Origin of the sequence: Variovorax sp. PCZ-1, from assembly GCF_018413605.1 — a bacterium.
Taxonomy (GTDB): domain Bacteria; phylum Pseudomonadota; class Gammaproteobacteria; order Burkholderiales; family Burkholderiaceae_C; genus JANMDU01.
The window spans coordinates 192,389-218,218 of record NZ_JAHCDN010000004.1 but is presented as its reverse complement, the minus strand read 5'-3'; the positions used below and the strand labels follow the sequence as shown (position 1 = coordinate 218,218).

Below are 25,830 nucleotides of genomic sequence, written 5' to 3'. Positions count from 1 at the left end.
ATGCTTCTCTATTGCCTACCCTTGTCCGCGCTAAAGCTCGGCGCGGCTTGTTTGAGCGAGTATTGAAACCATGAACAATTTCGAAATTGCTTTGTGGAGCGCTTGCTTAGGCATTTTTCTGTCGTATTTCACGTTGTCGTTTTTTTACACCGCCTACAACCGACTTTTTCAAAGTTTGGAGGCGGTGGTTTATGTGTTTGTTTGCGGGGCATTTGTGGCGCTGGCCAGTGGGTGGGTGGTGAATTTTTTTCCTCATTTGTGGGGAATCTCGCAGCAGAAATGGTTGGTCTTGAGCGCGAGCTCTGCGGCAGCGATCTCGGCTTTGGGGTTGCGAGGGTTTTTGCGAGCTCAACAGCGCGATGCTCTGATTGATCGCGGCATGCTGGTGGTGGTGGTGGTGGCAGCCGCACAACTGCTGTGGCTTCTCTTACCCCCTCAAGAAATCAGGCTGGATGTCATGGCCATGACCTTGATCGTTTGTGCGGTCATTGGTTTTTGGCTGTGCTTACGTGCATGGCTGTTGGGTGATGAGCTTGCGTTGGCCATGACGGTGGCCTGCGTCGCCATGGTGTTTGCGGTGACTGGCTTGTTTGCCATGGCTTTACACATGTTCGCCAACGATTTACCCATGCAGGTGGGCACGGCGGTATGCGCGGCTGGTTTCATTGTGATCACTTGCCACACCTTGAAGCGCCGCCACGCTGAGTTTGTGCGTATGCGGCGTGCAGTCTCCATGGGGCGTGATCGCGATCTGCTCACCCAGTTGTGGACGGGGGCTGCGCTCATTCGCAAGGTGGATGAATCGGTGGCGCGTGCGAAGCGTAACCGCAAAGAGATGGCGGTGATTTGCGTGGAGCTGGCCAATGCCGCCACACTGCGTCAAGAGTTCGGCAACAACGGTGCAGAGCAAGTGATCTATGCCATGGCCGCACGTGTGCGCCAAGCCAGCGGCTCGTCTGCTGCGGCTGTGGGACGTTATAGCGATAGCAGCTTTGTCGTGGTGCTCGATAGTGTGCAGCGCCCAGGCGTGCTACGCACGGTAGGTTTGCGCCTAGCGGTAGCATTGCGCCGGCCTTACATGCTGAATGCTCAGAGCTCGAGTCCGGGCGAATTCCGCGCGGATGTGGGCGTGGGTGTGGCGCGCATTTCTCCAGGGCGGCAGGCCACTGGGCGCAAAGCCCCGCGAGACAGCACACAGATGGGTATGTTTGACAGCTTCTCTCTCGCGCAAGATGTGCTGCACGAAGCCGCAGAGCTGGCACTCAGCGCGCGCGCTTTCGGATCGCGTGCAGCCATTGTGGATGCCTATTCACGCAAGACAGTGCCCTTGGAATCCGCCGATTTGAAATAAGCGCACAGACCGCGCAGAAAAGAAAAAGCCAGCCGGGTAGGCTGGCTTTTTTCAATATATGTAGATGCCCGGGAGCGCCGGCGCAGGTACTTCTTTAGTCTCCTCAAGCCCTCTTGCTTGCTTGCGCAAACAGAGTGAGGAGAATGTAAAGGGGATGGCCTCCGGCGCGTATCGGGATTTTCCCTGCTGCTTCATTTCCCTTGGATGATCCAGCGCGCGGCTTTCTCCGCAATCATCAGTGTGGGGCTGTTGGTGTTGCCACTGGTGATACTGGGCATCACGCTGGCATCGACCACACGCAGGCCTTGCACGCGAGAGCCCTGGCCATCGCGCACGCGAAGATGCGAATCGACCACAGAAGTTACATCATCGTCTCGCCCCATCTTCGCTGTGCCTACGGGGTGAAAAATGGTGGTGGCTATGTCGCCAGCCAATTTTGCCAACTCGTCGTCTGATTGGTATTGCACGCCCGGCTTGAATTCTTCGGGCTTGTATTTGGCAAGTGCAGGCTGAGCAGCGATGCGGCGCGTCACGCGCAGGCTCTCTGCAGCCACTTTGCGATCTTCTTCGGTGCTGAGATAGTTGGGCGCAATCGCTGGCGCATCTTCAAAGCGATTGCTCTTGAGCGAAATCGTGCCTCGGCTCGTCGGATTCAAATTGCACACGCTCGCTGTGAACGCCGGGAAATTGTGCAGCGGCTCGCCAAAGGCATCTAGGCTCAGCGGCTGCACGTGATACTCCAAATTCGCGTGCGGCTGATCTGGCGAGGAGCGCGTGAACGCACCCAATTGGCTCGGCGCCATGCTCATCGGGCCAGAGCGAAAGAGCGCGTATTCCAAACCAATCATGGCCTTGCCCCAGAGTGAATTGGCTAGTGCGTTGAGCGTCTTCACGCCCTGCACTTTGAAGACGGCGCGAATTTGCAAATGGTCTTGCAGGTTTGCGCCTACGCCTTTTAAATCGACTTGCGGCTTGATGCCAAGCGCATTCAAAGAAGCGCTATCGCCAATGCCTGAGAGCTGCAAAATTTGCGGGCTACCGACAGCGCCTGCGCTCAAGATCATTTCGCCACCTTGCGCAATGCTCACGCTCGTGCGTTCGCCCCGTCCTCGTATCTGTCGTACGAGTTCTGCGCCAGTGCAGCGCGCACCAGCAGCATCTGTGGTGAGTGAAAGTTTGGCCACCTGCGTTTGCGTCCACACCGTGAGATTGGCGCGGCTTTTTACCGACCGCAAAAACGCCTTGCTCGCATTCCAGCGCCAGCCGCGCCTTTGGTTCACCTCAAAATAACCCACACCTTCGTTATCACCCGTGTTGAAATCTTCACTCGCTGGTATGCCCGCTTGCTGTGCGGCGAGAGAGAAGGCATCCAAAATTTCCCAACTTAAACGCTGCTTTTCAACGCGCCATTCGCCTGTGCTCTTGCCAGCGCCTGCATTGGCATAGTTGCCATGCATCGAAGCAAATTTTTCAAGCGTTTCAGGCACTTTGCCGGCATAGATGCTGCGCTGAATGCTATCTAATTTATAGTGATCTTCATGGGCTAGAAAATCGGGCAAACTGCTCTTCCAGCTCCAATCATCATCGCCTGTCGCCGCTGCCCAGTTGTCGTAATCACGCGCTTGGCCACGCATGTAAATCATGCCATTGATCGAGCTGCAGCCGCCTAAAGTTTTGCCACGCGGATAGCGCAGCTTGCGGCCATTTAAGCCTTTGTCGGCCTCGGTTTGATACAGCCAATCGGTACGCGGATTGCCAATGCAATACAAATAGCCCACCGGGATATGAATCCAATGGTAGTTGTCGGCCTGCCCGGCTTCAATCAGCAACACCTGTTTGCTTGAGTCGGCACTCAACCGATTCGCGAGCAAGCAACCTGCTGTGCCCGCGCCGATGATGATGTAGTCAAAAGTGGCGTCGCTCATTTTGACGTGGGCATTGTAAATTCAGCACCTTTGCCGATGGAATCAGGCCAACGCTGCATGACGGATTTCTGGCGCGTGTAAAAACGCACGCCTTCTTCACCGTAGGCATGCATGTCGCCAAACAGCGAGCGCTTCCAGCCGCCGAAGCCGTGCCAAGCCATCGGCACTGGGATCGGTACGTTCACGCCGACCATGCCGACTTGGATGCGGCGGGCGAATTCGCGCGCCACGCCGCCATCGCGGGTGAAGCAGCTCACGCCATTGGCGAATTCGTGGGCATTCACAAGATCAACAGCCGTCGCAAAATCTTTCACGCGCACGCAGGAGAGCACGGGGCCGAAGATTTCTTCTTTGTAGATTTTGTGCTCTGGTTGCACATGGTCAAACAGCGTGCCGCCGAGCCAGAAGCCTTCTGTGCAGCCAGCTTCATTCGATTTGAATGAGCGGCCATCGACGAGCAGCTTCGCGCCTTCTTTCTCACCTGCAGCGATATAACCCGTGATGCGATCCTGCGCAATCTTCGTCACGATCGGGCCCATCTCGGCATCGAGATTTGTGCCGTTTTTGATCTTGAGAGCTTTCGTGCGCTCGATCAGCGCTGGCATGATGCGCTCGCCCACATCACCCACGAGCACCGCCACCGAGATCGCCATGCAGCGCTCGCCTGCCGAGCCAAATGCGCTGCCGATCAACGCATCCACCACCTGCTCCATATCCGCATCAGGCATCACGATCATGTGATTCTTCGCGCCGCCCAGCGCTTGCACGCGCTTGCCGTGGTGTGCGCCGGTCTCGTAGATGTAATTCGCAATCGGCGTAGAGCCCACAAAGCTCACAGCCTTCACATCGGGATGCACCAGCAGCGCATCCACCGCCTCTTTGTCGCCCTGCACCACGTTGAACACGCCATCGGGCAAGCCGGCTTTTTTGAGCAGCTCAGCCATGAAAAGCGAAGGCGATGGATCAATCGGGCTGGGCTTCAAAATGAAGCAATTGCCCGAAGCAATCGCCAGCGGAAACATCCACATCGGCACCATCACAGGAAAGTTAAATGGCGTGATGCCGGCCACCACGCCCAGCGGCTGGCGCATCGTCCAGTTGTCAATGCCTGTGCCCACTTGCTCGGTGTAGTCGCCTTTCAAGAGCTGCGGAATGCCAGTGGCGAATTCCACAATCTCAATGCCGCGCGTGACTTCGCCTTGCGCATCGGTAAACACCTTGCCATGCTCAGCCGTGATCATGCGGGCGAGATCATCTTTGTGCTGATTGAGCAATTCGAGAAATTTGAACATCACCCGCGCGCGCTTGAGCGGCGGCGCATCTGCCCATGCGGGAAAAGCAGCTTGTGCAGACGCCACTGCGTTGGCCACTTCCGCGCTCGATGCCAAAGCCACTTGGCCCGTTACTGCGCCAGTCGCAGGGTTAAACACGCTCTGGCTGCGACCGGCAGAACCCGCTGCGACTTGCCCATTTACCCAATGTCCGATATTTGCTACGCTCATGATCACCTCGTTGAATTGGAGTGATTTTGAAAGGGGAAACCAAACCAGTCCAATGAAATTCTCAAAACAATGTATAAATACAGCTTATGAATCAAGTGGATCTGCTCAGCCTCAAAGCCTTTGTGGCCGTCGCACGCGAGGGCACAGTGTCTAAGGCGGCTGACACCCTGCACCTGACCCAGCCGGCCGTGAGCCTGCAGCTCAAGGCCATGCAAGAGCGCTTGGGGCTGCAGCTTTTTGCGCGATCTGGCCGAGGCCTCGCGCTCACGCGCGATGGCGCGGCGCTGCTGCCTCAGGCGGAGAAAGTGTTGCAAGCGCTGCAAGATTTCAGTCAATCGGCCAACAACCTCCATGCAAGCACCCGAGGCCAGCTGCGCATCGGCACGATTCTCGATCCCGAGTTCACGCGCCTCGGCGCGTTTCTCAAAGAGCTGGTGGAGGCCGCGCCGCAAATCGAGACTGAGCTTTCGCAGCATATGAGCGGTGATGTGCTCGCGCGCCTGCAGCAAGGCGCGCTCGATGTGGGTTTTTACCTCGCGATGCCGCACGAGTTGGTGCAATTACGTGAGGCCACCGCTGTCGCCACACCCTCAGTCAACCCGTATTTTTATGAAGGAAATATGGCGATAGCCGGCATGGAATCTGCGCAAAATGCTATGAATTTAGTAGTAATTGAACTCGCGCGTTTTAACTATCGCGTGCTCGCACCCAGCGGCTGGGGCACGCAAGTGTTGGGCAAAGATTGGCGCGCCCTGGCGCAGTTGCCGTGGATCACCACGCCCGCGGCTTCTGCGCACCATCGCTTGCTGCAATCGGTGATGCAACCCCTTGGCTTGCAGCTCAAACGCGCGGCCTTGGTCGATCAAGAAGCCTCCATGCTCGATCTGGTGCGCTCAGGTGTTGGCCTCTCCCTGGCGCGAGATACGGTGGCGCTGCGCGAGGCGCAATCGCGCGGTTTGGTGGTGGCAGATCGCGTGCAGCTCGAATGCTGCTTGTGCTTCATTCACAGCGCCACGCAGCGCGACGCGCCTGTGATCCAAGCCGCGCGAGCCGCCCTGACCAAAGTCTGGAGTTGATGCGCATGTGCCACATCCTCCCAGCTGATATCTTTCGCCTAACTGTGAGATATGGTCTCCAAAGCGCATCAAGGATGAAAAATAGGCCTAGGCGGGCTACTATCTGGGGCTAGCTTCATGACGTCATCTGCCCCTCACATCGAAAAGCAAACCCTGCCGGGCCAAACCGCGCCCAGCCTGCTCGTGCTCGGGCGCTGGACGGCGGCGCAATTGGCCAGCAGCGATCAGTTCAAGCAGTTGCAAGCCCATTTGAGCTCGCAGCCAGCCAGTGCGCAAGCTGCTTGGGATTTACGCCTGATCGAGCGGCTCGATCACATTGGTGCGCAATTGCTCTGGCAGCATTGGGGCGGTAAATGGCCAGCGCAATTGCAGCTGCTGCCCACGCAGCGCGCCGTGCTCGAGCGCGTGGCGCAATTCAGCGGCAAAAATGTGCGCGCACCTTCACCCACTTGGCTGCAGCGTTTCTTCAGCTTGGGCGAAATCATCCTCACTGTGATCTCGCATTTGCGTGGCTTCATACGGTTGGTGGGGCAGCTCTTCTTAGATTTGATTCGCCTCGTGCGCGCGCCGCGCCAAGCGCCTTGGCGCGATGTGTCTGGGCATGTGTATGCCATCGGTGCGACCGCTTTGCCCATCACGGCGCTGGTCGGTTTTCTCATTGGCGTGGTGCTGGCGTATTTGTCTGCGCAGCAGCTCAAGCAATTCGGCGCAGATTCGTTCATTGTGAATTTGCTGGGTGTGAGCCTCGTGCGCGAGCTGGGGCCCATGCTGGCGGCGATTTTGATCGCAGGGCGCTCGGGCTCAGCGATTACAGCGCAAATCGGCGTCATGCGCGTCACGGAAGAGCTCGATGCCATGCGCGTGATGGGCATCCCGCACGGTTTTCGCCTCGTGATGCCGCGCGCCATTGCATTGGCCATTGCCATGCCCTTGATCGCCGTATGGACGACGCTGGTGGCGCTGCTGGGCGGCATGCTGGCAGCGGATGTCTCGCTGAATATCTCGCCGCAGTTCTTCATCAATGCGCTGCCAGCTGCGGTTGAGCCGGTGAATTTGACCCTGGCCATGAGCAAATCGGTGGTCTTTGGCATCTTGATCGCTTTGATCGGCTGCCACTACGGCCTGCGTGTGAAGCCGAATACTGAAAGCTTAGGGCAAGGCACCACGGCCTCGGTTGTCACCTCGATCACGGTGGTGATTTTGGTCAACGCGGTGTTCGCCATCGTCTTCAAAGATGTGGGGCTATAGATGCTTTCCGACCTATCCGCTTCCCGTTTGTCTTCTGAGCATGTGGTGGAAATCCATAAGCTCTGGACCGTGTACAAAACGCCCGAAGCAGAATTTGTGATCCACAAAGATCTGGATTTGAACATCGCGCGCGGCGAAGTGCTCTCCCTCGTGGGTGGCTCGGGCACAGGCAAGACAACGCTTTTGCGCCAAATTCTTGGCCTAGAGCAACCCACCAAGGGCGATGTGATGGTGCTCGGCGCGCCAGCCTCTGAGTTGGGCTCTCAAGGCGCAGCCAGCCGCGTGGGCATGCTCTTCCAGCATGGCGCGTTGTTCTCTGCATTCAGCGTGCTTGACAACATCGCCTTCCCATTGCGCGAGCTGGGCAGCTTGCCCGATGATCTGGTCGAAGAATGCGCCATGGTCAAGCTGCAGATGGTGGGCTTAGGTGCTGAGCATGCGCACAAAATGCCCGCCGATCTTTCGGGCGGCATGGTCAAGCGTGTGGCGCTGGCGCGCGCGCTCATCATGGATCCGCCGCTGCTCCTGCTCGATGAGCCCACCGCTGGCCTTGATCCCGAAAGCTCCGATGGCTTTTGCGCCTTGCTGCGCAGCCTTCATAAAGAGCTGGGGCTCACGGTGGTGATGGTCACGCATGATTTAGATACGCTGTATGAGCTCTCCACCAGTGTGGCCGTGCTCGCGCAGCAAAAAGTGGTGGTGAAAGCGCCGCCCAAAGATGTGATCGCTTATCCGCATCCGTTTGTGCAGGAATTCTTCCTGGGCGAGCGCGGGCAGAGAGCGATGGAATTATTGAGGGAGTATCCTTTTGCTGTTTGATCTTATGTCGTGGCTGTTTCAGCCTTCAAAAAAGCGACGGGCCCGCTTCCATAGCTTTTTTGCACTTTCCGCTCCAAAGTATCGTGGGAGCGAAGCGACCGAAACTTTGGAGCGCTGAATTTTATGGAAAATAAATCACATGCTTTAGCGGCTGGTGCGTTTGTGATTTTGGTCACCGCACTGCTGGTGGCGCTGGCCGCATGGCTCATGCGCGATACCCGCATTCGCGACACCCTCGAATTCTCCACCCGCGAATCCGTCACAGGCCTGCAGCCGCAAGCGGCTGTGCGCTATCGGGGCATTGCTGTGGGCAAAGTCGATAGCATCGAGTTTGATCCTAAGCAGCGCGGCAATGTGCTCGTGAGCCTCGCCATCAACCAAGGCACACCGATCACCAAATCCACCTATGCCGTGCTCGGCTACCAAGGCGTCACGGGCCTGGCCTATGTGCAGCTCGATGATGATGGCTCCTCCAATGAAGTGCTGGATTTGTCCGGTAGCACACCGCCGCGCATCCTCCTCAAGCCCAGCCTGCTCTCCAAGCTTTCTGATCAAGGCGCGAATATCTTGATTCAGGTGGAAGAAACCACCAAGCGCCTCAACCAATTGCTCGCGCCTGAGAATCAAAAAGCCTTGATCGGCAGCGTGCAAGCTGTGGGCGCGAGTGCGGCGAATTTCTCAAATCAAGTGACCGCCATGCAAAAAATCTTGGATGCGCAATTTGGCCCCGAGCGCACCGACATCCCCGCTCTGGTCAAAGACACACGCCAAACCATGCAGGCCATGCAAGCCACCGCTGCTGAGCTGAGCAAAACCGCCAAAGACACCAGCGCCGCTGCGGCATCGGTGGGGCAGGTGAGCCAGCGCGTGGCCGAAAAAGGCGGCACGCTCGATCGCGTCAACGAAGGCCTCAGCAGCGCCAACACAGCCGCGCAAGCCATCGGGCAAAGCGCCCAAGCGCTCACTGCCAACACCTTGCCCCGCGCCACCCGCATGACAGACGATGCCGCGCGCGCCGCGCGCGCCACAGATCGCGTGGTGAAAGAGCTGGGCGACAACCCGCAAAGCCTGATCTTCGGCAACGCCCCCGTGCCTCCCGGCCCCGGCGAGCGCGGCTTCACGCCACCCACGACAGCGCCTGTGAAATGAGGATGCGTATGCACAATCCGAACACTATGAATTTAATAGCACTTCGCGCAGATTCTACGCCGGCGAAAGGGCTAAAACGCTTAAAAAATACACCTGCAAAGCGTCTTGCCATGCGCTGCACTTGGCTGCTGCTCCCGCTCATCCTCACCGCCTGCGCCACACCTCAGCCACCCGCGCCCAAAGCCGTGTATGACTTTGGCCCCGTGCTGAGTTCAGCATCCGCCGCCGCGCCCACGCGCAGCGCAGCCGTGGCTCTGCCAGAGATCGAAGCCAGCGCCAGCTTGGACAGCCCCTCCTTGCTTTACCGTTTGCAATACAGCAATGCCCAGCAATTGCTCCCGTATGCGCAAGCGCGCTGGAGCAGCTCGCCCGCCCAGCTCGTACGCGCCCGCGTGCGCGATGCTTTAGCTCTCCAAGGCCCTGTGCTCTCAACGGAAGGCATCGCCCCTTGGGTGCTGCGCATCGAGCTCGATGAATTCAGCCAAGTCTTTGAAAGCCCCGAGAAAAGTTTTGGCCTCGTGCGCCTGCGCGTCAGCTTGTTGAAAAACGATCAGCTCGCCGCGCAAACCACCGTGCTCGCCCGAGCTCCCGCCGCAAGCCAAGATGCCGCAGGCGGCGTCAAAGCGCTCACCGCCGCCACCGATGATGCTGTGCGCCAGCTCAGCAGCTGGCTCGCCGCGCAAATCAAATACAGCGTTGCACGGTGAGTGTTGAGCCAGCCTCTTTGCTCCCGCCTGCCCTGCAGCAGCGTGGCTTCTCGGATCTGGGCGATGCGCAAGAAGCCTTGCAGCGCGAAGCCGATCAGCTGCGCCAAAGCGCCAGCCTGCTTGAGGATTTCAAACTCGATGAGCTCGCCATCCTCGGGCAAGCCATGCGCCGCGTGAGCGCGCAGAGCGGCCAAATCCTCATCGAAGAAGGCGAAGCCGGCGATTGGATGCTGCTCGTGCTCAAAGGCACGGTCGATGTCACCAAGCGCATCATGCAGCAAGACGCCGCAGGCCAGCCCACCAGCTCCTTGCTCGAAGTCTCCCGCTTAGCCGTCGTGCGCGTCGGCGCATCGCTGGGCGAAATGTCCATGCTCGACAGCGAGCTGCGCAACGCCACCTGCACCGCCATCGATGAAGTCCAGGCCGCCATCCTCACCCGTTCTTCAATAGGCCAACTCATCCACCACCACCCCGCAGTAGGCGCCAAACTCCTCGTCAAAATCACCCAGCTCCTAGCGCAGCGCTTGCGCAACACGAGTGCACAGTTGGTGAAGGTGGTGGTGGAAGGTAAGCAAAGGCAACTCTTCAAGCCCTGAGCAAGTTGATGTCGTATTTGACTTGACAAGCCTGTTTGGCCACCTCAAGATAACACTTACGCATTACAAACTTAACAGGAGAAGCGTGATGAGTGCATTTTTTTGCTGCATTTGGTGGTTTCTTTTGGGCCTGCTTTTGGGTTGGTTGCTGAACTGGTTGCTGAGTAACTGGCTGCGCAAAGACAGTGATGATCATGGCGGTGGCTCGGGCACGGCGCATGCGGCTTACAGCGCGCCGGCTGCGGCACCTGTTGTGCGCACGGTGATGGGGGCAGGCGGGATCGATATCGCTGCTGCGGCTGCGGCGGGCTTTTCGATCAAGGGCGCGGATGACATCATCATCATTGAAGGCATTGGCCCGAAGATCAAGGAGCTGTTTAACGCGCATGGCGTGAGCACTTTTGAGCAAGTCTCCAAAATGAGCATTGCGCAAATGAGCGAGATTTTGGACAAGGGCGGCCCGCGCTTTAAGCTGGCCAATCCGGGCAGCTGGGCAGAGCAGGCGCGGCTGGCTTCGACCAACCAGTGGGGTGCTTTGAAGAAGCTGCAAGATGAGTTGTATGCGGGCGTGGCTGCCGTGGCTGATCCTTCGCCAGATGACAAGGCCTGAAGGAGCAACTCATGGCAACTTACCGACGAGAAAATTACCACGCTTGGACTTGGGGGATCGCCGCGCTGATGGCGCTGGCTTTGCTCTGGCTATGGATCACAGGACGCGGCCCGAGCAGCAATTGCTGTGGCGCTGCACCTGTGGCTGCTGCAGCCGCACCAGCTGCAACACTGCCAGTCACACCCGCCCCGGCGCCTGCCCCAGCACCTGCACCTGTGGCAGCAACACCAGCACCCGCCCCCGCGCCTGTGGCTGCGGCTCCCATGGCCAAACCCATCGCTAAACTGTATTTTGCGACGGGGAAATTTGATGCGCCTGTGGACATCAATACAACTTTGGCTGAGGTGCTGGCTTATCTGAAGGCCAATCCAGCATCCAAAGCCGTGATCAGCGGCTACAACGATCCTCGCGGTGATGCGGTGATGAATGCCGAATTATCGAAAAACCGCGCCAAGACCGCACGTGAAACCCTGCGCTCGGCTGGCATCGAGGAAGCGCGCATTGAAATGCGCAAACCCACCGATACCAATCTGGCCGGTGATCCCAAAGAAGCGCGGCGCGTGGAGGTGACTGTCGAGCCATAAGCTTGGCGTGTGTCTATCTTTGAAGGGCTTGATGCGTTCATAGCATCAAGCCTTTTCTTCTTTACATTGGGGAAACACACGTGACTCAAAATCAAAGCATGCCTCATTTACTACTGATTGACGATGACCTGCGTTTGGCCAATATGCTGGGCGATTATTTGCGTGCCCAAGGCTTTGAGCTCAGCCATGCAGCGGAGGGCGCAACTGGCCTGGTGAATGCGCAGGCCTTGAAGCCCGATCTGCTGATTCTGGATCTGATGATGCCAGGCATGGATGGGCTGGAAGTGTGCCGCCGCTTGCGTGCTTTGCCTGAGCCGGTGTGCCACACGCCTGTGCTCATGCTCACGGCCAAAGGTGATCCCTTGGAGCGCGTGGTGGGCTTGGAGTTGGGCGCGGATGATTACATGGCAAAACCTTTTGAGCCGCGCGAGCTGCTGGCGCGTATCAAGGCGATGCTGCGCAGGCAAGCGATGCCCCGTGGAGAAGAGGCAAGCGCAGCTGCTTCCACGCAACTGGTTTTTGGCAGCTTGGAGATTGATCGCGATGCGCGTGTGGTGAAAGTCAAAGGCGAAGCGGCCGAGCTCACTTCGTATCAATTTGATTTGCTCGTGGCATTGGCCGAGCGCGCAGGCCGTGTGCTCACGCGCGAGCAAATCATGGAAGCCGTGCGCGGGCGCGAGCTCGAAGCTTTTGACCGCTCGATCGATGTACACATGGGGCGCATTCGCGCGGCGATTGAGGCGGATGTGAAAGAGCCCAAGCGGATTCTCACGGTGCGCGGTGTGGGGTATGTGTTTGCCAAACAGCAGGATTGACAGATTCTCGATTACTCTTAAATTGATAGCTGCTTGCGCAGTATCTACGCCGGCAATAGGCCGATTTGATTCAGAAATTATGCAAATTCCTTTCTTCCATCGCCTCTATGTTCGCATCTGGCTCGCAGTGGTGTTGGCCGTGGTCGTGCTCGCGATGCTGGTGGGTTGGCTGCTGCGCACGCAGGCCGAGCGCATCCGCGCGGAGCGCTTGGCGGAGGTGCCTGCGCGCGAAGTGTTGATGCGCAACAAAGCGGGGGAAGTGATCGGGAAGATGACGGTGCAGCCGGTGCGCGTGCCTGGGCGTGGCGTGGAATTTCATGTGCAGCTGCCAGAGGGCGTGAAAGGCGGGGAGCAATTGGCGATATCTTTGCCGCCGCGCCAACGGCCAGATGGCGCGGGGCCGCCTGGAAGCAAAGATTCTCGCTGGTGGAGCATTCGCAACGGTGCGGGCGAGCGCGGTGCACCGCCCTCTCTGGGCTTCGTGGCCTTGCTTGCAGCTTTTGCTTTTGCAGTTGCGCTGGGCAGCTATCCGGTCGTGCGCCGGCTCACGCAGCGGCTGGAGAGTTTGCAGCGCGGTGTGGAGCGTTTGGGCGCAGGCGATCTGCGCGCGCGGGTGGATGAAACGGGGCAAGACGAAGCGGCTTTTTTAGCCAAGCGCTTTAACCGCGCAGCGGATCAAGTCGAGGCGCTGGTGCAATCGCAAAAATCAATGCTTGCCAATGCTTCGCACGAGCTGCGCTCGCCGCTGGCGCGTATTCGTATGGGCTTGGAGTTGATGGAGACAGCGCCCAGCGCCTCACTCAAAGCCGAGCTCTCTCGCAATATTGCAGAGCTGGATGCTTTGATTGATGAAATCTTGTTGGCGAGCCGCTTGGAAACACAGGCCTCTGGCGCGCTGCAAGCTGTGCGCGAGCCGGTCGATTTGCTCGCGCTCGCAGCGGAAGAGGGCGCGCGCTTGAATGTTGAGCTGACATGGAGCGGCGGAATACACAATGCGCTCTTGCCCGGCGATGCACGCCTGTTGCGCCGCTTGATTCGTAATTTGCTAGAGAACGCGCAACGCCATGGCGGGCACGATGTGAGCTTGGGCGTCTGTGCCGATGCATCTGAAGTGCAGATCGAAGTGGCAGATCGCGGGCCGGGCGTGCCTCTGGATGAACGCGAACGAATTTTTGAGCCTTTCTACAGAAGCCGTCATGCAAGTGAGCAGCACGGCGGTGTGGGCTTGGGTCTCTCGCTCGTGCGCTCGATTGCCCGCCAGCATGGCGGTAGCGTGCAGTGTCTTGGTCGCGATGATGGGCAAGGCGCACGCTTCCTGGTGCGCATACCCAAAACTGCGATGTGATATTCCGCACATCGGCGTGATTTTTTGCAACAGAAGTGAGTGCATCCCCAGAATTGAGGATGTGCAAAACCAGACTGCACAGAGACAATACAAAAACGCCTGCATACACAGGTGGTTTGGATTTTTTGCCTCCCAACGATGTCCTTTCGAGGACTTCTTCACGCCACAGCGAGAGTTGTGGCGTTTTTTTGTCTGCTGCTTTTGCAGCAGTCGCGTTAACATGTTATCTGTCACCTTTTTGAGGATTGCTAAAGCCATGAACGCCTTGCCTGCCACAACTGCTCAAGAAACTTCCCAACACCCAAGCCGCCGCCGCGCCCTGCATTGGGGCTGCGCAGCCTGCTTGGCCACTGGCTCAGGCTTTGCGCTGGCGCGCGAGGGTGTGGAAGTGGGCGGCAATTCCAAATTCTCCAAACTGGTGTCTGCCAGCCAGGTGGAGCAAGCCGCTGATCAGCAATACAAAAAGATGATGCAAGAAGCCGCTGCACAAAATGCCTTGCTGCCCGCCAATCATCCACAAACGATTCGCCTGCGCAGCATCGCGCAAAAAATCGTGCCCTTCTCCTACGAGTGGAATGCTCGCGCTAAAAACTGGCAGTGGGAAGTCAATATCCTCAACAGCAATCAGATCAATGCCTTCTGCATGCCCGGTGGCAAGATCGCTTTCTACACCGGTATCTTGGAGCAACTCAAGCTCACCGATGATGAAGTGGCCATGATCATGGGCCACGAGGTGGCACACGCCTTGCGCGAGCATGCACGCGAGCGCATGGGCAAGAGTGCTGCTACCAATATCGGCATCAGCCTAGGCGCATCCCTGCTGGGCTTGGGCAACACGGGCGCTCAGCTGGCCAGCATGGGCGGGCAATTGCTTAGCCTCAAGTTTGGCCGCGAAGATGAATCGGAAGCCGATTTGGTCGGTATGGAGCTGGCCGCCCGCGCGGGCTACAACCCCAAAGCTGGCGTGAGCCTGTGGCAAAAAATGGGCGCAGCCAGCATGGGCGCGCCACCCCAATTCTTGTCCACACACCCCAGTGGCCCCACGCGCATCAAAGACATTGAGGCGAATCTTCCGAAAGTAGAGCCGCTGTATAAGCGAGCAACTGCAGCAAAGAAGTAAGCGCGCGCTAGTTAGGCAGTCAAGCGCTGTAGTGCTTCGCGGTATTTGGCCGCGGTTTTCTCAATCACATCGGCAGGCAGCACAGGAGCAGGTGCTTGCTTGCCCCATGGCCTGCCATTGACCTGAACCTGCTCAAGCCAATCGCGCACGAATTGCTTGTCGTAGCTGGGTGGGTTTTTGCCTGCTTGGAAGGCAGCTTCATAAGTCTCGGCAGGCCAGAAGCGGGAGCTGTCGGGGGTGAGCACTTCATCCATCAGCACCAGTGCGCCATCTGCGTCGAGGCCGAATTCAAACTTCGTATCGGCAATGATGATGCCTTTGGTGAGTGCAAAGTCTGCGGCTGCTTTGTAAAGAGCGATGCTGATGGCTTTGATACGAGTGGCCAGTTCGTCGCCAATCATGTTCGCTGCAGTTTCAAAAGATATGTTCTCATCATGCTCGCCCACGGCGGCTTTGGCGGCGGGCGTGAAGATCGGTTCAGGTAATTTGCTGGCATTCTTCAAACCGGCCGGCAGCTTCACACCACAGACCGACTGCGAAGCTTGATACTCTGACCAGCCACTACCCGCCAAATAGCCGCGCACCACGGCTTCGATCATCACGGGCTTGAGGCGTTTGACCAGCATAGAGCGGTCTTTCACCTGCGGTTTCTCGGCTTCTGTGACCACGCTCAGCGGATCCTCGCCCGTCAAATGATTTGGGCAAATTGCCCCAAGCTTCCCAAACCAAAACAGCGCCATCTGAGTGAGCAAAATGCCTTTGCCCGTGATCGGCTCACCCATGATCACATCAAAGGCCGAAAGGCGATCCGAGGCCACCATCAAGATACGATCTTCACCCACAGCGTAGTTATCCCTCACTTTGCCGCGTGCGAGCAGGGGCAGGCTGGTGATGCTGGAGGTGTGGACGGAAAGGCTCATGGCAATATGAATTCAAGCAAAATGAAAAAGCCCGCTGGGGTGATTGCAACTCCTAGCGGGCTTTGAATTATCGCGCCTGAAGGCCAAGCGCGGTATACAAGGAGATCACTGCACTACTTGCGCCAACTCGCCTTTGGCGTATTTCGCCGCCACGACTTGCAGCGTGTCGCCCTTGATCTTGCTGGCTTGGCCGGAGCAGCCGAATTCGATGTAGCGTTGTTTGCAAATCGCTTGCGCGGCAGCACGGGCCGGCTTGAGCCATTCGCGAGCATCGAATTTATCGGGATTCTCAGCGAGGAACTTGCGCACTGCGCCCGTCATGGCGAGGCGGATGTCGGTGTCGATGTTGATTTTGCGAACGCCGAATTGAATCGCTTTTTGAATCTCTTCCACTGGCACGCCGTAAGTTTCTTTCATCTTGCCGCCGTATTGGTTGATCTGCGCGAGCAAATCTTGCGGCACGGAAGACGAGCCGTGCATGACGAGATGGGTATTGGGCAAGCGGCGGTTGATTTCTTTGATGCGCTCAATCGCCAAGATATCGCCTGTTGGTTTACGCGTGAATTTGTAAGCACCGTGGCTGGTGCCAATCGCAATCGCCAAAGCGTCCAGCTGCGTGCGTTTCACAAAGTCTGCAGCTTGCTCAGGGTCGGTCAGCAATTGCTCGCGCGTCATGATCGCGTCTGTGCCGTGGCCGTCTTCTTTGTCGCCTTGCATGGTCTCGAGCGAGCCGAGGCAGCCGAGCTCACCTTCCACCGTCACACCCAGCTTGTGCGCCATATCGACCACTTTGCGCGTCACGTCCACGTTGTAGTCGTAGCTGGCAATCGTTTTGCCATCGGCTTCCAGCGAGCCATCCATCATCACCGAGCTAAAGCCCAAATTGATCGCGCCTTGGCAAACATCGGGCGATTGGCCGTGATCTTGGTGCATCACCAGCGGAATCTGTGGATACTGCTCCACAGCCGCCTGGATCAAATGCTTGATAAACGGCTCGCCCGCATACTTGCGCGCGCCAGCGCTGGCTTGCAAGATCACGGGAGCGCCCACTTCTTTGGCGGCCTCCATCACGGCTTGCACTTGCTCTAAGTTGTTGACGTTGAAGGCGGGGATACCGTAATTGTTGGCGGCTGCATGGTCAAGCAGTTCGCGCATAGACACGAGAGGCATAGAAAGCTCCAGAAATAAAAAAACCGAAGGCCAGCAACTTGGTAACCGGCTTGTAACTACCTTGATTTTACTGGAGCAAAAAAGCCACCGGCTTTGATGCGGGTGGCTTGAATGGGGGCGGACTTGTTTTGTTAAAACGAATGGCGTAGTCCGACCGCGATAGACGTGGAGTCTGTACCACCAGAGGCAGTCACTCCACCCAGATAACCGTTTCCTCCTGGCGCTGCTTGAGCGTTGGCCGAATTATTGAACTTGGTCAGTACAAAATTCACGTTGGTGCGCTTGGAGAATGGGTAGGTGTAGGCCACACCATAAGAAGTGGTGTCAGCATTTGAGGCGCGCTTGTCGTTGAAGCGATTCAAAGCAACTGTCACGTGGCTGGCGTTACTCATGGTGTAGCGTGCTCCCACATGCAACAAGTTAGCATCTTGCTTCAAGCGGTCAATCACGCTGTTGGCGACCAGAGCAGGAACGCCACCTGCGGTAAGTCCAGCCAACAATTCTGGGCCCGAGGATGCGTTGGGTTCTTTGATGTTGGCCAACATACCAGCTACAGAAACACTACCGAAATTAGCAGAGGCACCAAAAACTGTCGTACTCAAAGCGCGCTGACCGGCAGAGTTGTTTTTGGTATTGTGACCAAAACCCACGCTGAATTTATCGGTTTTGTAGATCGTATTGATGCCCATTAAACGGCTATTGCCGGAGGAAGACCCCGTTTCTCCGAAGCCAATCATGGCGGCTGCATTCCACGCGCCTTGCACGATACGATATTGCAAACTGTTGTTGACCCGGAGATCCAAACCTTGCGGAATAGCCACCAATTGCGCCGGCGACATTGCGCTTTGTGTTTGCATGATGTCAAAGCTTGCGAACGCCTCGAAGCCCGGAGAATACTGGCGACCAGCCAAAAACCCACCGATGGGCGTGACCAAACCAACCCAAGCTTGGCGATCAAACATGACGTTGCCAGTATTGACGCCAAGTGTCGGGCCAATGGCTCCAGTCACACCAGCAGCGACTGCAGGCAATAGGCCGGCAGTTAAGCGATCTGGCAGTTGTGAGCCTGAAGGGGGGCGGTTGCCGGTAGACCCTGTGTCAACTTCAGCTCGGCTTTCTAGCGTAGACATCACACGCCAGCCACCGCCTAAATCCTCGGTTGTGCGAATGCCCCAGCGCGAGCCTTCCATGATGCCACTGTTGACGGCCAAGACCGATCCTTGTTTATAACCACTGACCGATGTAACACCAACATCGACTAAGCCGTAAATAGTCGCACTGCTTTGTTGTGCTAAAGCCGAGCCAGCCAAGAGACAGGCCGTGGCGAGAAAAGATAGTTTTGCTTTCATTTTTGATTCCTTGATGTTTGATTCAACGAGTTGACAAGACCATCAGAAGTTGGCGAAGAATCCGCGAGCGGCGGCATTGCAGAATGGAGGCACCAATGCGCCGTGATACTGCGCGGGCGCGTTGGTTCCGGCAGCGGCAAGCGCCATGCCAAAGCCTACCTTGGCAGCTGCAAACGGGTCAGTAGGACCTGTAGGGGAAGAGTCAACGTTGAGCTCAACCAATGCCTGTGGGGGCAATACGGCTTGGCTAGCAAAGAAACCTCGAGCTGCAGTGGTGTTCATTGAATAAAACACCGTGGGGTCGTTTGAGCCACCACAGAAGAGAGATGGCGTCGTCAAGGTGAAGTTCATCAAAGCATTGCGGTAGGCAGCCCGACGCAAAGGATGTGCTGCCGCTGGGGCAGTACCTGTCGAGGGGTTGCCCGCATTCGCTGAAGCATCTGCCAAAACAGCCGTTCTGTAGCTGGTGTTCACCAGGAAACCGCTGGTGCAGAAACCATAACCAGATGCGCCCTCAAACATGCAATCGTTTTGAGGCAGCTTTCCGGCTGTGATTAAAGCAGCCGTAGAAGAGGTGCTTGGCAGCAGAGTTTCTATGCCAGTTGCAAATTGTGGCGCGTAGAGTTGCGAGGGTGTGGTGTAAATATCGCCGTACGCTTTTTGAAACGCCGTGTTGAGCAAGGGTGTGAAAAGGCTGGCGCCACCGTTGACCTGTGCACCAAACACTGTATCGCCAAAGAAGCCTAAGTTGTAGGGCCCAGACATAGGTGCTGATGCCGTGACAGTCATACCAGAAGCTTGCATGGCCTTCACTGTTGCCAGAGCAACGTGGCCGCCTTGAGAATAGCCAGAGACGAACAGCTTGCTGTTGGCATTGGCCCCAATCGATGCGAATGACTTGCGCGCTGCTGCGAGTGCGTCCATCATGTCTTTAGATTGTTGGTCGGCAACCAGATAAGGGTGGTAGCTCAGCGTGGAGGCCTCATAACCAGCATAGTTGGGCGACACCACAATGTAGCCTTGTGCGGCGAAAATTGCGGCAATCAGCGCTGCTTCGCCGTCTTGGGGGCTGGCCATGTTTTTATTTTTATCGGTCGATGTGCCATGTGCGTAAAGCAGAACCGGGCGTGGGCCTTGGCAGGCCGCATCTGTTCCGCTGGGAACCATGATGCCGCCGGAGGCCATGGTTTTCTCGCCCACTGCGCCGACAGTGCCATACTGGAAATACTTGAAACTGATGGTGCATTTCGGGGCACCTGCAACTTGAAAGAGTGAGGCCGGTGCAGCCGCTTGAAACGCCGCAGGGGTCAACTCTGCCAATGTGATGGGTGTAGAAATCAAGGAGCCTCGAGATCCAGATAAATCTACTGTTGCCCCATCGCCAGCGCTACCGCCCCCACCACAAGCGGTTAACAAAGCCGCTGTTGCAACGGCACCCATTGCTGATATCCACTTTTTCATACTTTCTCCTAAAATAGAACGACCGTTCGTTTATTTTGTTATCGTAAGCTGAAGTAAGTTTAAAAAGTAGAGGGGTTATCACTGAGGTGGCTTAGATAAGACACTCCAAATCCGCTGGGATGCGGCATGCGTAGCCTCAGCGGTAGCGCAGTTTCATCAGAAGGATGCTGAGCGCGAGGCTGACAGTGATGACATTGGCGATGATGATGGGCCAAGCGCCGAGCAAGATGCCATAGGCCAGCCAAAGTGCTACCCCCGCCGTAAAGCAGCTGTACATCGACAAGGAAATGCCGCTAACATCTTTTGTGCGGAAGGTTTTGATGGCTTGGGGCAAGAAACTGAAGGTGGTGAGGCAGGCGGCAAGTGTGCCGATCAGATCTGCGATATTCATGGTGATTGCTATAAATTAGTGAGCATGTTGCGCATATTTTATGCCGGCGATCGGCGAATTTGATGAATAAATTTGTGTTGATCACGGGCGCTACCGTCTCTGTCACGCAATGGATAGCCAGAACGCGGACTTAGCACCACAATCCATGCATGCCTACTCTCTATCTCGTGCGCCACGGCCAAGCCAGTTTCGGCGCGGCAGACTATGACAACCTAAGCGATACCGGCCATGCCCAAGCCTTGGCGCTGGGGCAGTATTTCAAAGCCAAAAATCTGAGCTTTGATGCGGCCTACATGGGCACGTTGCGCCGGCATGCCCAAACCTACGCAGGCATCGCAAAGGGCATGGGCTTAGAGAATCAGGCGTTGCCTCGGCCTGGGCTCAATGAATATGACAGCGATGCCGTGGTGCAAGCGATTCACTCCGAGCCACTCTCGCCTGAACGCACGCCTGAGAATTACCGCAAGCATTTTCGTTTGCTGCGCGATGGCTTGGCCGCGTGGATGGAGGGCACGGCGTCCCCGAAAGGCATGCCGGCATATCCTGCTTTCGTGAAAGGCATCACCGATGTGTTGGATGAGGTGCGCACTGAATTTGGCGCACGCGATGATGCGCGGATACTGATTTGCTCCAGTGGCGGCCCGATCAGTACGGCCGTCGGCCATATTCTGGGCACATCTGCGCAGACCACGATTGAGCTCAATCTTCGCATCCGCAACAGCAGCGTGACAGAGTTTGCCTTTACCCCCAAGCGGCATATGCTGGTGACTTACAACACCTTGCCGCATCTGGAAGATAAGCCGGAGTGGGTTACTTACGCTTGAAACAGATACCGTTCGGGCTGAGTTTGTCGAAGCCTGTAGCAATCTCCACAAGCACTTCGACGAGCTCAGTGCGAACGGGGTAAGCGGCTCTAACACCTATCCTTGCCAAACCCCATAGCCTTTGGCCTGCAACTGAATCGCCAGCTCCACTTCAATCTTCTTCGCCGTGACGTGAGGCATCGGATTCAGATGTTCGTAAAGATCAGGCAGCAGGTGTAATCCATAGTCAGTGACGTATTTGTTCGCTTGAATACCGGCTTTATGTTTATCAAAGCGCGTATCGGGATCTAAGCCTGTCATGCCCACATAGACGAAGGGTTTGCCCATCACATGATCGGGATTGCAACGGCGAAATTTAGCGCTGTTCCACACGCGATCGTCTAGCGCAATCACATAGACGTGATACTCGCGAGCCTTCCTAGGCATCGTCGTTCTTGAGCTTCAATGCAAGCTCATACAAAGCATTGCGTGGTTCGCCGCTGATATCTGCAGCGAGCTTCACAGCCGTTTTGGTGGGCAGCTCGGGGAGTAATAGTTTTAAAACGCGCTCGCCTTCACCTGCAGACGATTCAGAAGCAGCTTGCGGATGAATCGCCAGCGAGAATTCGCCACTGCTACGGTGCTTATCCTCAGAAAGCCATTTTGAGAATGCATTGGCAGGCATCGTAGCGATTTGCTCAAACTGTTTGGTGAGTTCGCGGCCAACGGTGAGTGGGCGTTCGCCTAATGCAGCCAGCGCAGCTGCTAAAGCCTCGATGCGATGCGGCGCTTCCAGCAAGATCACCGCGCGGGGCTCCGTGCTCAAGCGCTGTACTTGCGTATCGCGCTCCTTCGCTTTGGAGGAAAGAAAGCCTTCAAATAAAAAGCGGCCATCATTGCCAGCCAGCCCGGCCGCACTGATCAAGGCTGTGATGCTGCTTGCGCCAGGCAATGGCATCACGCGCAGGCGCGCTTCATGCACCGCAGCCGCTAGGCGCGCGCCTGGGTCGCTTACGGCGGGTGTGCCTGCGTCGCTCACATAAGCGATGCGCTCGCCCGCTTGTAACCGGGCGATGATGCCTTGAGCAGCTTCGCGCTCGTTGTGTTCATGCAGGGCAAGTAGCGGTTTGCTGATGCCGTAAATGCCCAGCATGCCTTGGGTGTGGCGCGTGTCTTCGCAGGCGATTAGGTCTACGAGATTGAGCACATGCAAAGCGCGCAAAGAAATATCCGCAAGATTGCCAATTGGCGTGGCCAGCATATAGAGCGTGCTGCTTGGATACAGCTGCGCGCCTGCAGCGGATTGCGCTGCAGAGAGAACAGGGGAAAAATCAGCTTTCAAGGCAAAATCATAGAATGAGTCTATTCAAGAGCATAGCGGCAAAATCCCTACCTACAAGCAAAGCTTTGGGTGATCGTGGCGAAGAGCTCGCGCTCAGTTACTTGATCAAACAAGGGCTGATACTTGTGGCTCGTAATTTCAAAACGCCAGGTCGCGGTGGCGGGGAGGTGGATTTGATCATGCGCACAAGCGATGGCACCCTGGTTTTTGTGGAAGTACGGCAGCGAAAAAATGCGAGCCATGGTGGTGCAGCGGCGAGCGTCAGCACACAGAAGCAGCGGCGTATTGCCTTTGCGGCGCAGCATTACATCAGCAGACTGGCGCGTACGCCGCCCTGCCGCTTTGATGTGATTGCCTTAGAAGGCGAGGGCGCAGAAGTGCAAGTTCGGTGGCTACGTGCTGCTTTTGACGCATCCTGATGCAAATAATTGGAAAAAATCGCGCATTGCCGGCATAAATTAAAGAAACTTTGCTATCAATTTAGTATCATGTTGGGTAAGCCTTTTTCCCCATCATGCTCGAACAACGCATAGAAAAAAACTTTATCGACAGCGCTGACCTGAAATACCAGGCTGCGCAAGTCTTGGCCAAACCGATTGCGCAGGCCACTGAAGCCTTGCTCGCCTGCGTGACCAATGGCTGCAAAGTGCTGGTGTGTGGCAACGGTGGTTCGGCGGCAGATGCGCAGCATTTCGCTGCAGAATTTGTGGGGCGGTATGAGCGAGAGCGCCCAGAGCTGGCTGCGATCGCTCTCGCAACAGACAGCGCGATCATCACCGCGATTGCCAATGATTACGATTTCACGCAAATCTTCGCCAAGCAAGTGCGCGCTCTCGGCACGGGGGGGGATGTGCTGGTGGCAATTTCTACCAGCGGCAATTCTGCCAATGTGATCGCCGCAATTGAAGCGGCGCAAGAGCGCGAGATGATCGTGATTGCGCTGACGGGAAAAGGCGGCGGCAAAATCGGTGCCATGCTCAATGAGACCGATGTGCATATCTGTGTGCCGAATGAGCGCACAGCACGTATCCAAGAAGTTCATCTGCTCAGCTTGCACTGCTTGTGCGATGGAGTAGATGCCATGTTGTTAGGTGATCAGGAGAATCCATGAATACTACTAAATCAGTAGCACGTCGCGCAGTATTGATGCCGGCTGCAGCCATTTTCGGCACTTATTTTTTATCAGGTTGCTTGCCATTGGTGGTCGGTGGTGCCGTGGTCGGCGGCACACTGGTGGCCACGGATCGCCGCACCTCGGGTGCGCAGCTGGAAGATGAAGGCATTGAGCTGCGCTCGGCGAACCGTTTGCGCGAGGCTTTCCTAGAGCGCGTGCACATCAACGCCACCAGCTACAACCGCCAAGTGCTGCTCACAGGTGAGGTGCCGACCGAAGCAGACAAGGTTCGTGCACAAGAGATCGTCAGTCGCGTCGAAAACGTGCGCAGCATCGTGAATGAATTGGCTGTGCTCGGGAACTCCACACTCACGGCGCGCTCATCGGATGCACTCGTCACAGGGCGAGTGAAGGCTTCTTTTGTGGATGCCAAAGATCTGTATGCCAATGCCTTCAAAGTGATCACGGAGCGCGGCACGACGTATTTGATGGGGCGAGTGTCGCAGCGCGAAGCGGATCGCGCTACCGAGATTGCCCGCACTTCACCTGGCGTGCAGCGCGTGGTGCGTGTGCTGGAGATCATCAGCGAAGAAGAGTTACAGCGTTTGCTGCCGCAGCCAGCGAAGCCAAGCACGACTTCAACGAATCCTTCCAACTGATCGCAAACTTGCGCTCATAAACGCCCCTTTGTTGGGGCGTTGCCGTTTCGTTTTCAATTCGTACCTGACATGTAACTCGATTACAGGCACAATGTAATCCAATTACTAATTCGGCCTAATTCGGTCATTTGGAGACCCCATGAAAGAACGCATCCCACGCCACGCCACAAAAATAGTGGCGACCATTGGCCCCGCCTCCTCCACCGTGGAGATGCTCGAAGCCATGATTCGCGCCAAAGTGAGCGTTGTGCGCCTGAATTTCAGCCACGGCAAGGCGCAGGATCATATTGATCGGGCGATGATGGTGCGCGAAGCTTCACGGCGTGCTGGCCGTGTTGTGGCCATCATGGCGGATTTGCAAGGGCCGAAAATTCGCGTGGGCAAGTTCGCAGAAGGCAAAGTGTGGCTGGAAAATGGCGCGAAATTTGTCTTGGATGGCGATCGCACCGAACTAGGCGATGTGAACGCCGTGGGCTTGGATTACAAAGAGCTGCCTCGTGAAGTAAAAGCGGGCGATGTGCTCTTGCTCAACGATGGCCTCATCGTGTTGGACGTGACCGCGATCAAGGGCGAAGCCGTGCACACTGTTGTGCGCTTGGGCGGCGAGCTCTCCAACAACAAAGGCATCAACAAACAAGGCGGTGGCCTCACGGCTCCTGCTCTCACCGCAAAAGACATGGAAGACATCCGCACCGCGATGAGCTTCCAAGCCGATTACGTGGCGGTGAGCTTCCCGAAGAATGCCACCGACATGGAAATGGCAAGGCAGCTGTGTAACGTCGCAGGCGCGGAATACAAACACAAGCCGGGCTTGATTGCGAAGATCGAGCGCGCAGAAGCCATCCCCCATTTGGAAGCCATCCTCGCAGCATCTGACGGCATCATGGTCGCTCGCGGTGACCTCGCTGTGGAAGTGGGCAATGCCGCCGTGCCAGCCCTACAAAAGCGCATGATCAAAATGGCGCGCGAGATGGATAAGGTGGTGATCACCGCCACGCAAATGATGGAAAGCATGATCACCAACCCCGTGCCCACGCGCGCTGAAGTGAGTGATGTGGCCAATGCTGTGCTGGATGGCACAGATGCCGTGATGCTCAGCGCTGAGACGGCCTCTGGCAAATTCCCGCTCGAGACCGTGAAAGAAATGAGCAATGTCTGCGAAGCGGCAGAAGCTGCAGAAGACGTGAAGCTCGATGCAGACTTCACTGGAAAAACTTTCAACCGTATTGATCAATCCATCGCCATGGGCGCGTTGTTCACAGCGCACCACCTCGGCGCCAAAGCCATCGTGGCCTTGACCGACAGCGGCTCAACGCCCCTATGGATGAGCCGGCACCGCATCCATGTGCCGATTTATGCGCTTACGCCCAAAGAAAGCACGCAGCGCAAGATGGCGCTGTATCGCAACGTACGCCCACTCTTCATGGAGAGCGTGAGTGATCGCGACAGCGCCTTGTCAGCCGCTGAAGCTCATCTCAAAATGCGCGGCATCGTGAAGACAGGCGATGTGTATGCCATCACCTGCGGCGAGCCGATGGGCGCGCCTGGCGGCACGAATATGCTGAAGATTTGTAGCGCGAGCTGAGTCTTTGGAGTGCGCTCAGACTTTTGTTCTGAGCCCGCCATCAGCGCGGCGTACCCACCTCCGCAAATGTCCCCCAGCGGGGTTTTGACATCACACCGCTCTGGAGACACCCTAGCCCCGCCTCCCCCTTTATTTTGCTGCGGTGGATACGCCGCGCTGATGGCTACGGATTGATATGACAAGACTCCT

At 56.9% G+C, this 25,830-nt stretch carries 26 protein-coding genes; 17 read left to right on the top strand and 9 right to left on the bottom strand.

Going from position 1 to position 25,830, the window contains the following annotated elements; translation table 11 throughout:
- Positions 1 to 70: 70 nt before the first annotated feature.
- Positions 71 to 1,351 (top strand): sensor domain-containing diguanylate cyclase, encoded by a 1,281-nt coding sequence (locus tag KIH26_RS16060; RefSeq protein WP_213446701.1) that lies wholly within the window; start codon positions 71 to 73, stop codon positions 1,349 to 1,351.
- A 191-nt stretch (positions 1,352 to 1,542) separates the two neighbouring features.
- Here KIH26_RS16060 and KIH26_RS16055 read toward each other — a convergent pair whose 3' ends face one another.
- Entirely contained in the window at positions 1,543 to 3,276 is a 1,734-nt protein-coding gene (locus KIH26_RS16055; RefSeq protein ID WP_213446700.1) for a GMC family oxidoreductase, read from the bottom strand.
- Positions 3,273 to 4,778, bottom strand: a complete 1,506-nt coding sequence (locus tag KIH26_RS16050) for a CoA-acylating methylmalonate-semialdehyde dehydrogenase (RefSeq protein ID WP_213446699.1) — start codon at positions 4,776 to 4,778, stop codon at positions 3,273 to 3,275. The genes KIH26_RS16055 and KIH26_RS16050 overlap by 4 nt, the downstream gene beginning before the upstream one ends.
- Before the next feature lie 86 nt (positions 4,779 to 4,864).
- On the opposite strand from KIH26_RS16050, the gene KIH26_RS16045 reads away from it, so the two are divergent.
- The 11 genes from KIH26_RS16045 (at position 4,865) to KIH26_RS15995 (ending at position 14,847) form a co-directional block, all read left to right on the top strand.
- Complete coding sequence (locus tag KIH26_RS16045; RefSeq protein ID WP_213446698.1) at positions 4,865 to 5,854, top strand: LysR family transcriptional regulator; 990 nt, start codon at positions 4,865 to 4,867, stop codon at positions 5,852 to 5,854.
- Between the two features lie 117 nt (positions 5,855 to 5,971).
- Positions 5,972 to 7,102, top strand: a complete 1,131-nt coding sequence (locus tag KIH26_RS16040; RefSeq protein WP_213446697.1) for an MlaE family ABC transporter permease — start codon at positions 5,972 to 5,974, stop codon at positions 7,100 to 7,102.
- Complete coding sequence (locus tag KIH26_RS16035) at positions 7,103 to 7,921, top strand: ABC transporter ATP-binding protein (RefSeq protein WP_213446696.1); 819 nt, start codon at positions 7,103 to 7,105, stop codon at positions 7,919 to 7,921.
- Between the two features lie 123 nt (positions 7,922 to 8,044).
- Complete coding sequence (locus tag KIH26_RS16030; protein WP_213446695.1) at positions 8,045 to 9,070, top strand: MlaD family protein; 1,026 nt, start codon at positions 8,045 to 8,047, stop codon at positions 9,068 to 9,070.
- Positions 9,071 to 9,096: 26 nt separating this feature from the next.
- A complete protein-coding gene (locus KIH26_RS16025; protein ID WP_213446694.1) occupies positions 9,097 to 9,777 on the top strand; it encodes an ABC-type transport auxiliary lipoprotein family protein in 681 nt (226 codons plus the stop codon).
- The gene (locus tag KIH26_RS16020) at positions 9,774 to 10,373 is read left to right on the top strand and encodes a cyclic nucleotide-binding domain-containing protein (RefSeq protein WP_349627890.1); all 600 of its coding nucleotides are present in this window, start codon (positions 9,774 to 9,776) and stop codon (positions 10,371 to 10,373) included. The genes KIH26_RS16025 and KIH26_RS16020 overlap by 4 nt, the downstream gene beginning before the upstream one ends.
- Before the next feature lie 88 nt (positions 10,374 to 10,461).
- Complete coding sequence (locus KIH26_RS16015; protein ID WP_213446693.1) at positions 10,462 to 10,983, top strand: helix-hairpin-helix domain-containing protein; 522 nt, start codon at positions 10,462 to 10,464, stop codon at positions 10,981 to 10,983.
- 11 nt (positions 10,984 to 10,994) lie between these two features.
- Positions 10,995 to 11,567, top strand: a complete 573-nt coding sequence (locus KIH26_RS16010; RefSeq protein ID WP_213446692.1) for an OmpA family protein — start codon at positions 10,995 to 10,997, stop codon at positions 11,565 to 11,567.
- Between the two features lie 98 nt (positions 11,568 to 11,665).
- Complete coding sequence (locus KIH26_RS16005) at positions 11,666 to 12,382, top strand: response regulator (protein ID WP_213446691.1); 717 nt, start codon at positions 11,666 to 11,668, stop codon at positions 12,380 to 12,382.
- Between the two features lie 79 nt (positions 12,383 to 12,461).
- On the top strand, positions 12,462 to 13,727 hold the full coding sequence (locus tag KIH26_RS16000; protein ID WP_213446690.1) for a sensor histidine kinase: 1,266 nt from the start codon (positions 12,462 to 12,464) through the stop codon (positions 13,725 to 13,727).
- A gap of 256 nt (positions 13,728 to 13,983) precedes the next feature.
- On the top strand, positions 13,984 to 14,847 hold the full coding sequence (locus KIH26_RS15995) for a M48 family metallopeptidase (RefSeq protein WP_213446689.1): 864 nt from the start codon (positions 13,984 to 13,986) through the stop codon (positions 14,845 to 14,847).
- 11 nt (positions 14,848 to 14,858) lie between these two features.
- Here the strand turns inward: KIH26_RS15995 and KIH26_RS15990 are convergent, their stop codons facing one another.
- The 5 genes from KIH26_RS15990 to KIH26_RS15970 form a co-directional block, all read right to left on the bottom strand.
- The gene (locus KIH26_RS15990) at positions 14,859 to 15,767 is read right to left on the bottom strand and encodes a phosphoribosylaminoimidazolesuccinocarboxamide synthase (protein ID WP_213446688.1); all 909 of its coding nucleotides are present in this window, start codon (positions 15,765 to 15,767) and stop codon (positions 14,859 to 14,861) included.
- Between the two features lie 105 nt (positions 15,768 to 15,872).
- Positions 15,873 to 16,937 (bottom strand): class II fructose-bisphosphate aldolase, encoded by a 1,065-nt coding sequence (gene fba, locus KIH26_RS15985; protein ID WP_213446687.1) that lies wholly within the window; start codon positions 16,935 to 16,937, stop codon positions 15,873 to 15,875.
- 131 nt (positions 16,938 to 17,068) lie between these two features.
- Positions 17,069 to 18,286 carry a porin gene (locus KIH26_RS15980; protein ID WP_213446686.1) on the bottom strand — a complete coding sequence of 406 codons (1,218 nt, stop codon included), beginning with the start codon at positions 18,284 to 18,286 and terminating at the stop codon, positions 17,069 to 17,071.
- 42 nt (positions 18,287 to 18,328) lie between these two features.
- Positions 18,329 to 19,747, bottom strand: a complete 1,419-nt coding sequence (locus KIH26_RS15975; protein ID WP_213446685.1) for an alpha/beta hydrolase family protein — start codon at positions 19,745 to 19,747, stop codon at positions 18,329 to 18,331.
- A gap of 136 nt (positions 19,748 to 19,883) precedes the next feature.
- Positions 19,884 to 20,138, bottom strand: coding sequence for a SemiSWEET transporter (locus KIH26_RS15970; protein ID WP_213446684.1), 255 nt, complete (start codon positions 20,136 to 20,138; stop codon positions 19,884 to 19,886).
- A gap of 149 nt (positions 20,139 to 20,287) precedes the next feature.
- Between KIH26_RS15970 and KIH26_RS15965 the strand changes: the two genes are divergently transcribed.
- Positions 20,288 to 20,962, top strand: coding sequence for a histidine phosphatase family protein (locus tag KIH26_RS15965; protein ID WP_213446683.1), 675 nt, complete (start codon positions 20,288 to 20,290; stop codon positions 20,960 to 20,962).
- A 96-nt stretch (positions 20,963 to 21,058) separates the two neighbouring features.
- Here KIH26_RS15965 and KIH26_RS15960 read toward each other — a convergent pair whose 3' ends face one another.
- Positions 21,059 to 21,388 carry a hypothetical protein gene (locus tag KIH26_RS15960; protein ID WP_213446682.1) on the bottom strand — a complete coding sequence of 110 codons (330 nt, stop codon included), beginning with the start codon at positions 21,386 to 21,388 and terminating at the stop codon, positions 21,059 to 21,061.
- A complete protein-coding gene (gene rsmI, locus KIH26_RS15955) occupies positions 21,381 to 22,283 on the bottom strand; it encodes a 16S rRNA (cytidine(1402)-2'-O)-methyltransferase (RefSeq protein ID WP_249661449.1) in 903 nt (300 codons plus the stop codon). Before rsmI ends, KIH26_RS15960 begins: the two co-directional genes overlap by 8 nt.
- Before the next feature lie 14 nt (positions 22,284 to 22,297).
- Between rsmI and KIH26_RS15950 the strand changes: the two genes are divergently transcribed.
- The 4 genes from KIH26_RS15950 (at position 22,298) to pyk (ending at position 25,641) form a co-directional block, all read left to right on the top strand.
- On the top strand, positions 22,298 to 22,702 hold the full coding sequence (locus KIH26_RS15950; protein ID WP_213446681.1) for a YraN family protein: 405 nt from the start codon (positions 22,298 to 22,300) through the stop codon (positions 22,700 to 22,702).
- 95 nt (positions 22,703 to 22,797) lie between these two features.
- Positions 22,798 to 23,394, top strand: coding sequence for a phosphoheptose isomerase (locus KIH26_RS15945; RefSeq protein WP_213446680.1), 597 nt, complete (start codon positions 22,798 to 22,800; stop codon positions 23,392 to 23,394).
- Positions 23,391 to 24,056, top strand: coding sequence for a BON domain-containing protein (locus tag KIH26_RS15940; RefSeq protein WP_213446679.1), 666 nt, complete (start codon positions 23,391 to 23,393; stop codon positions 24,054 to 24,056). Before KIH26_RS15945 ends, KIH26_RS15940 begins: the two co-directional genes overlap by 4 nt.
- Before the next feature lie 139 nt (positions 24,057 to 24,195).
- A complete protein-coding gene (gene pyk, locus KIH26_RS15935) occupies positions 24,196 to 25,641 on the top strand; it encodes a pyruvate kinase (RefSeq protein ID WP_213446678.1) in 1,446 nt (481 codons plus the stop codon).
- Positions 25,642 to 25,830 lie beyond the last annotated feature (189 nt).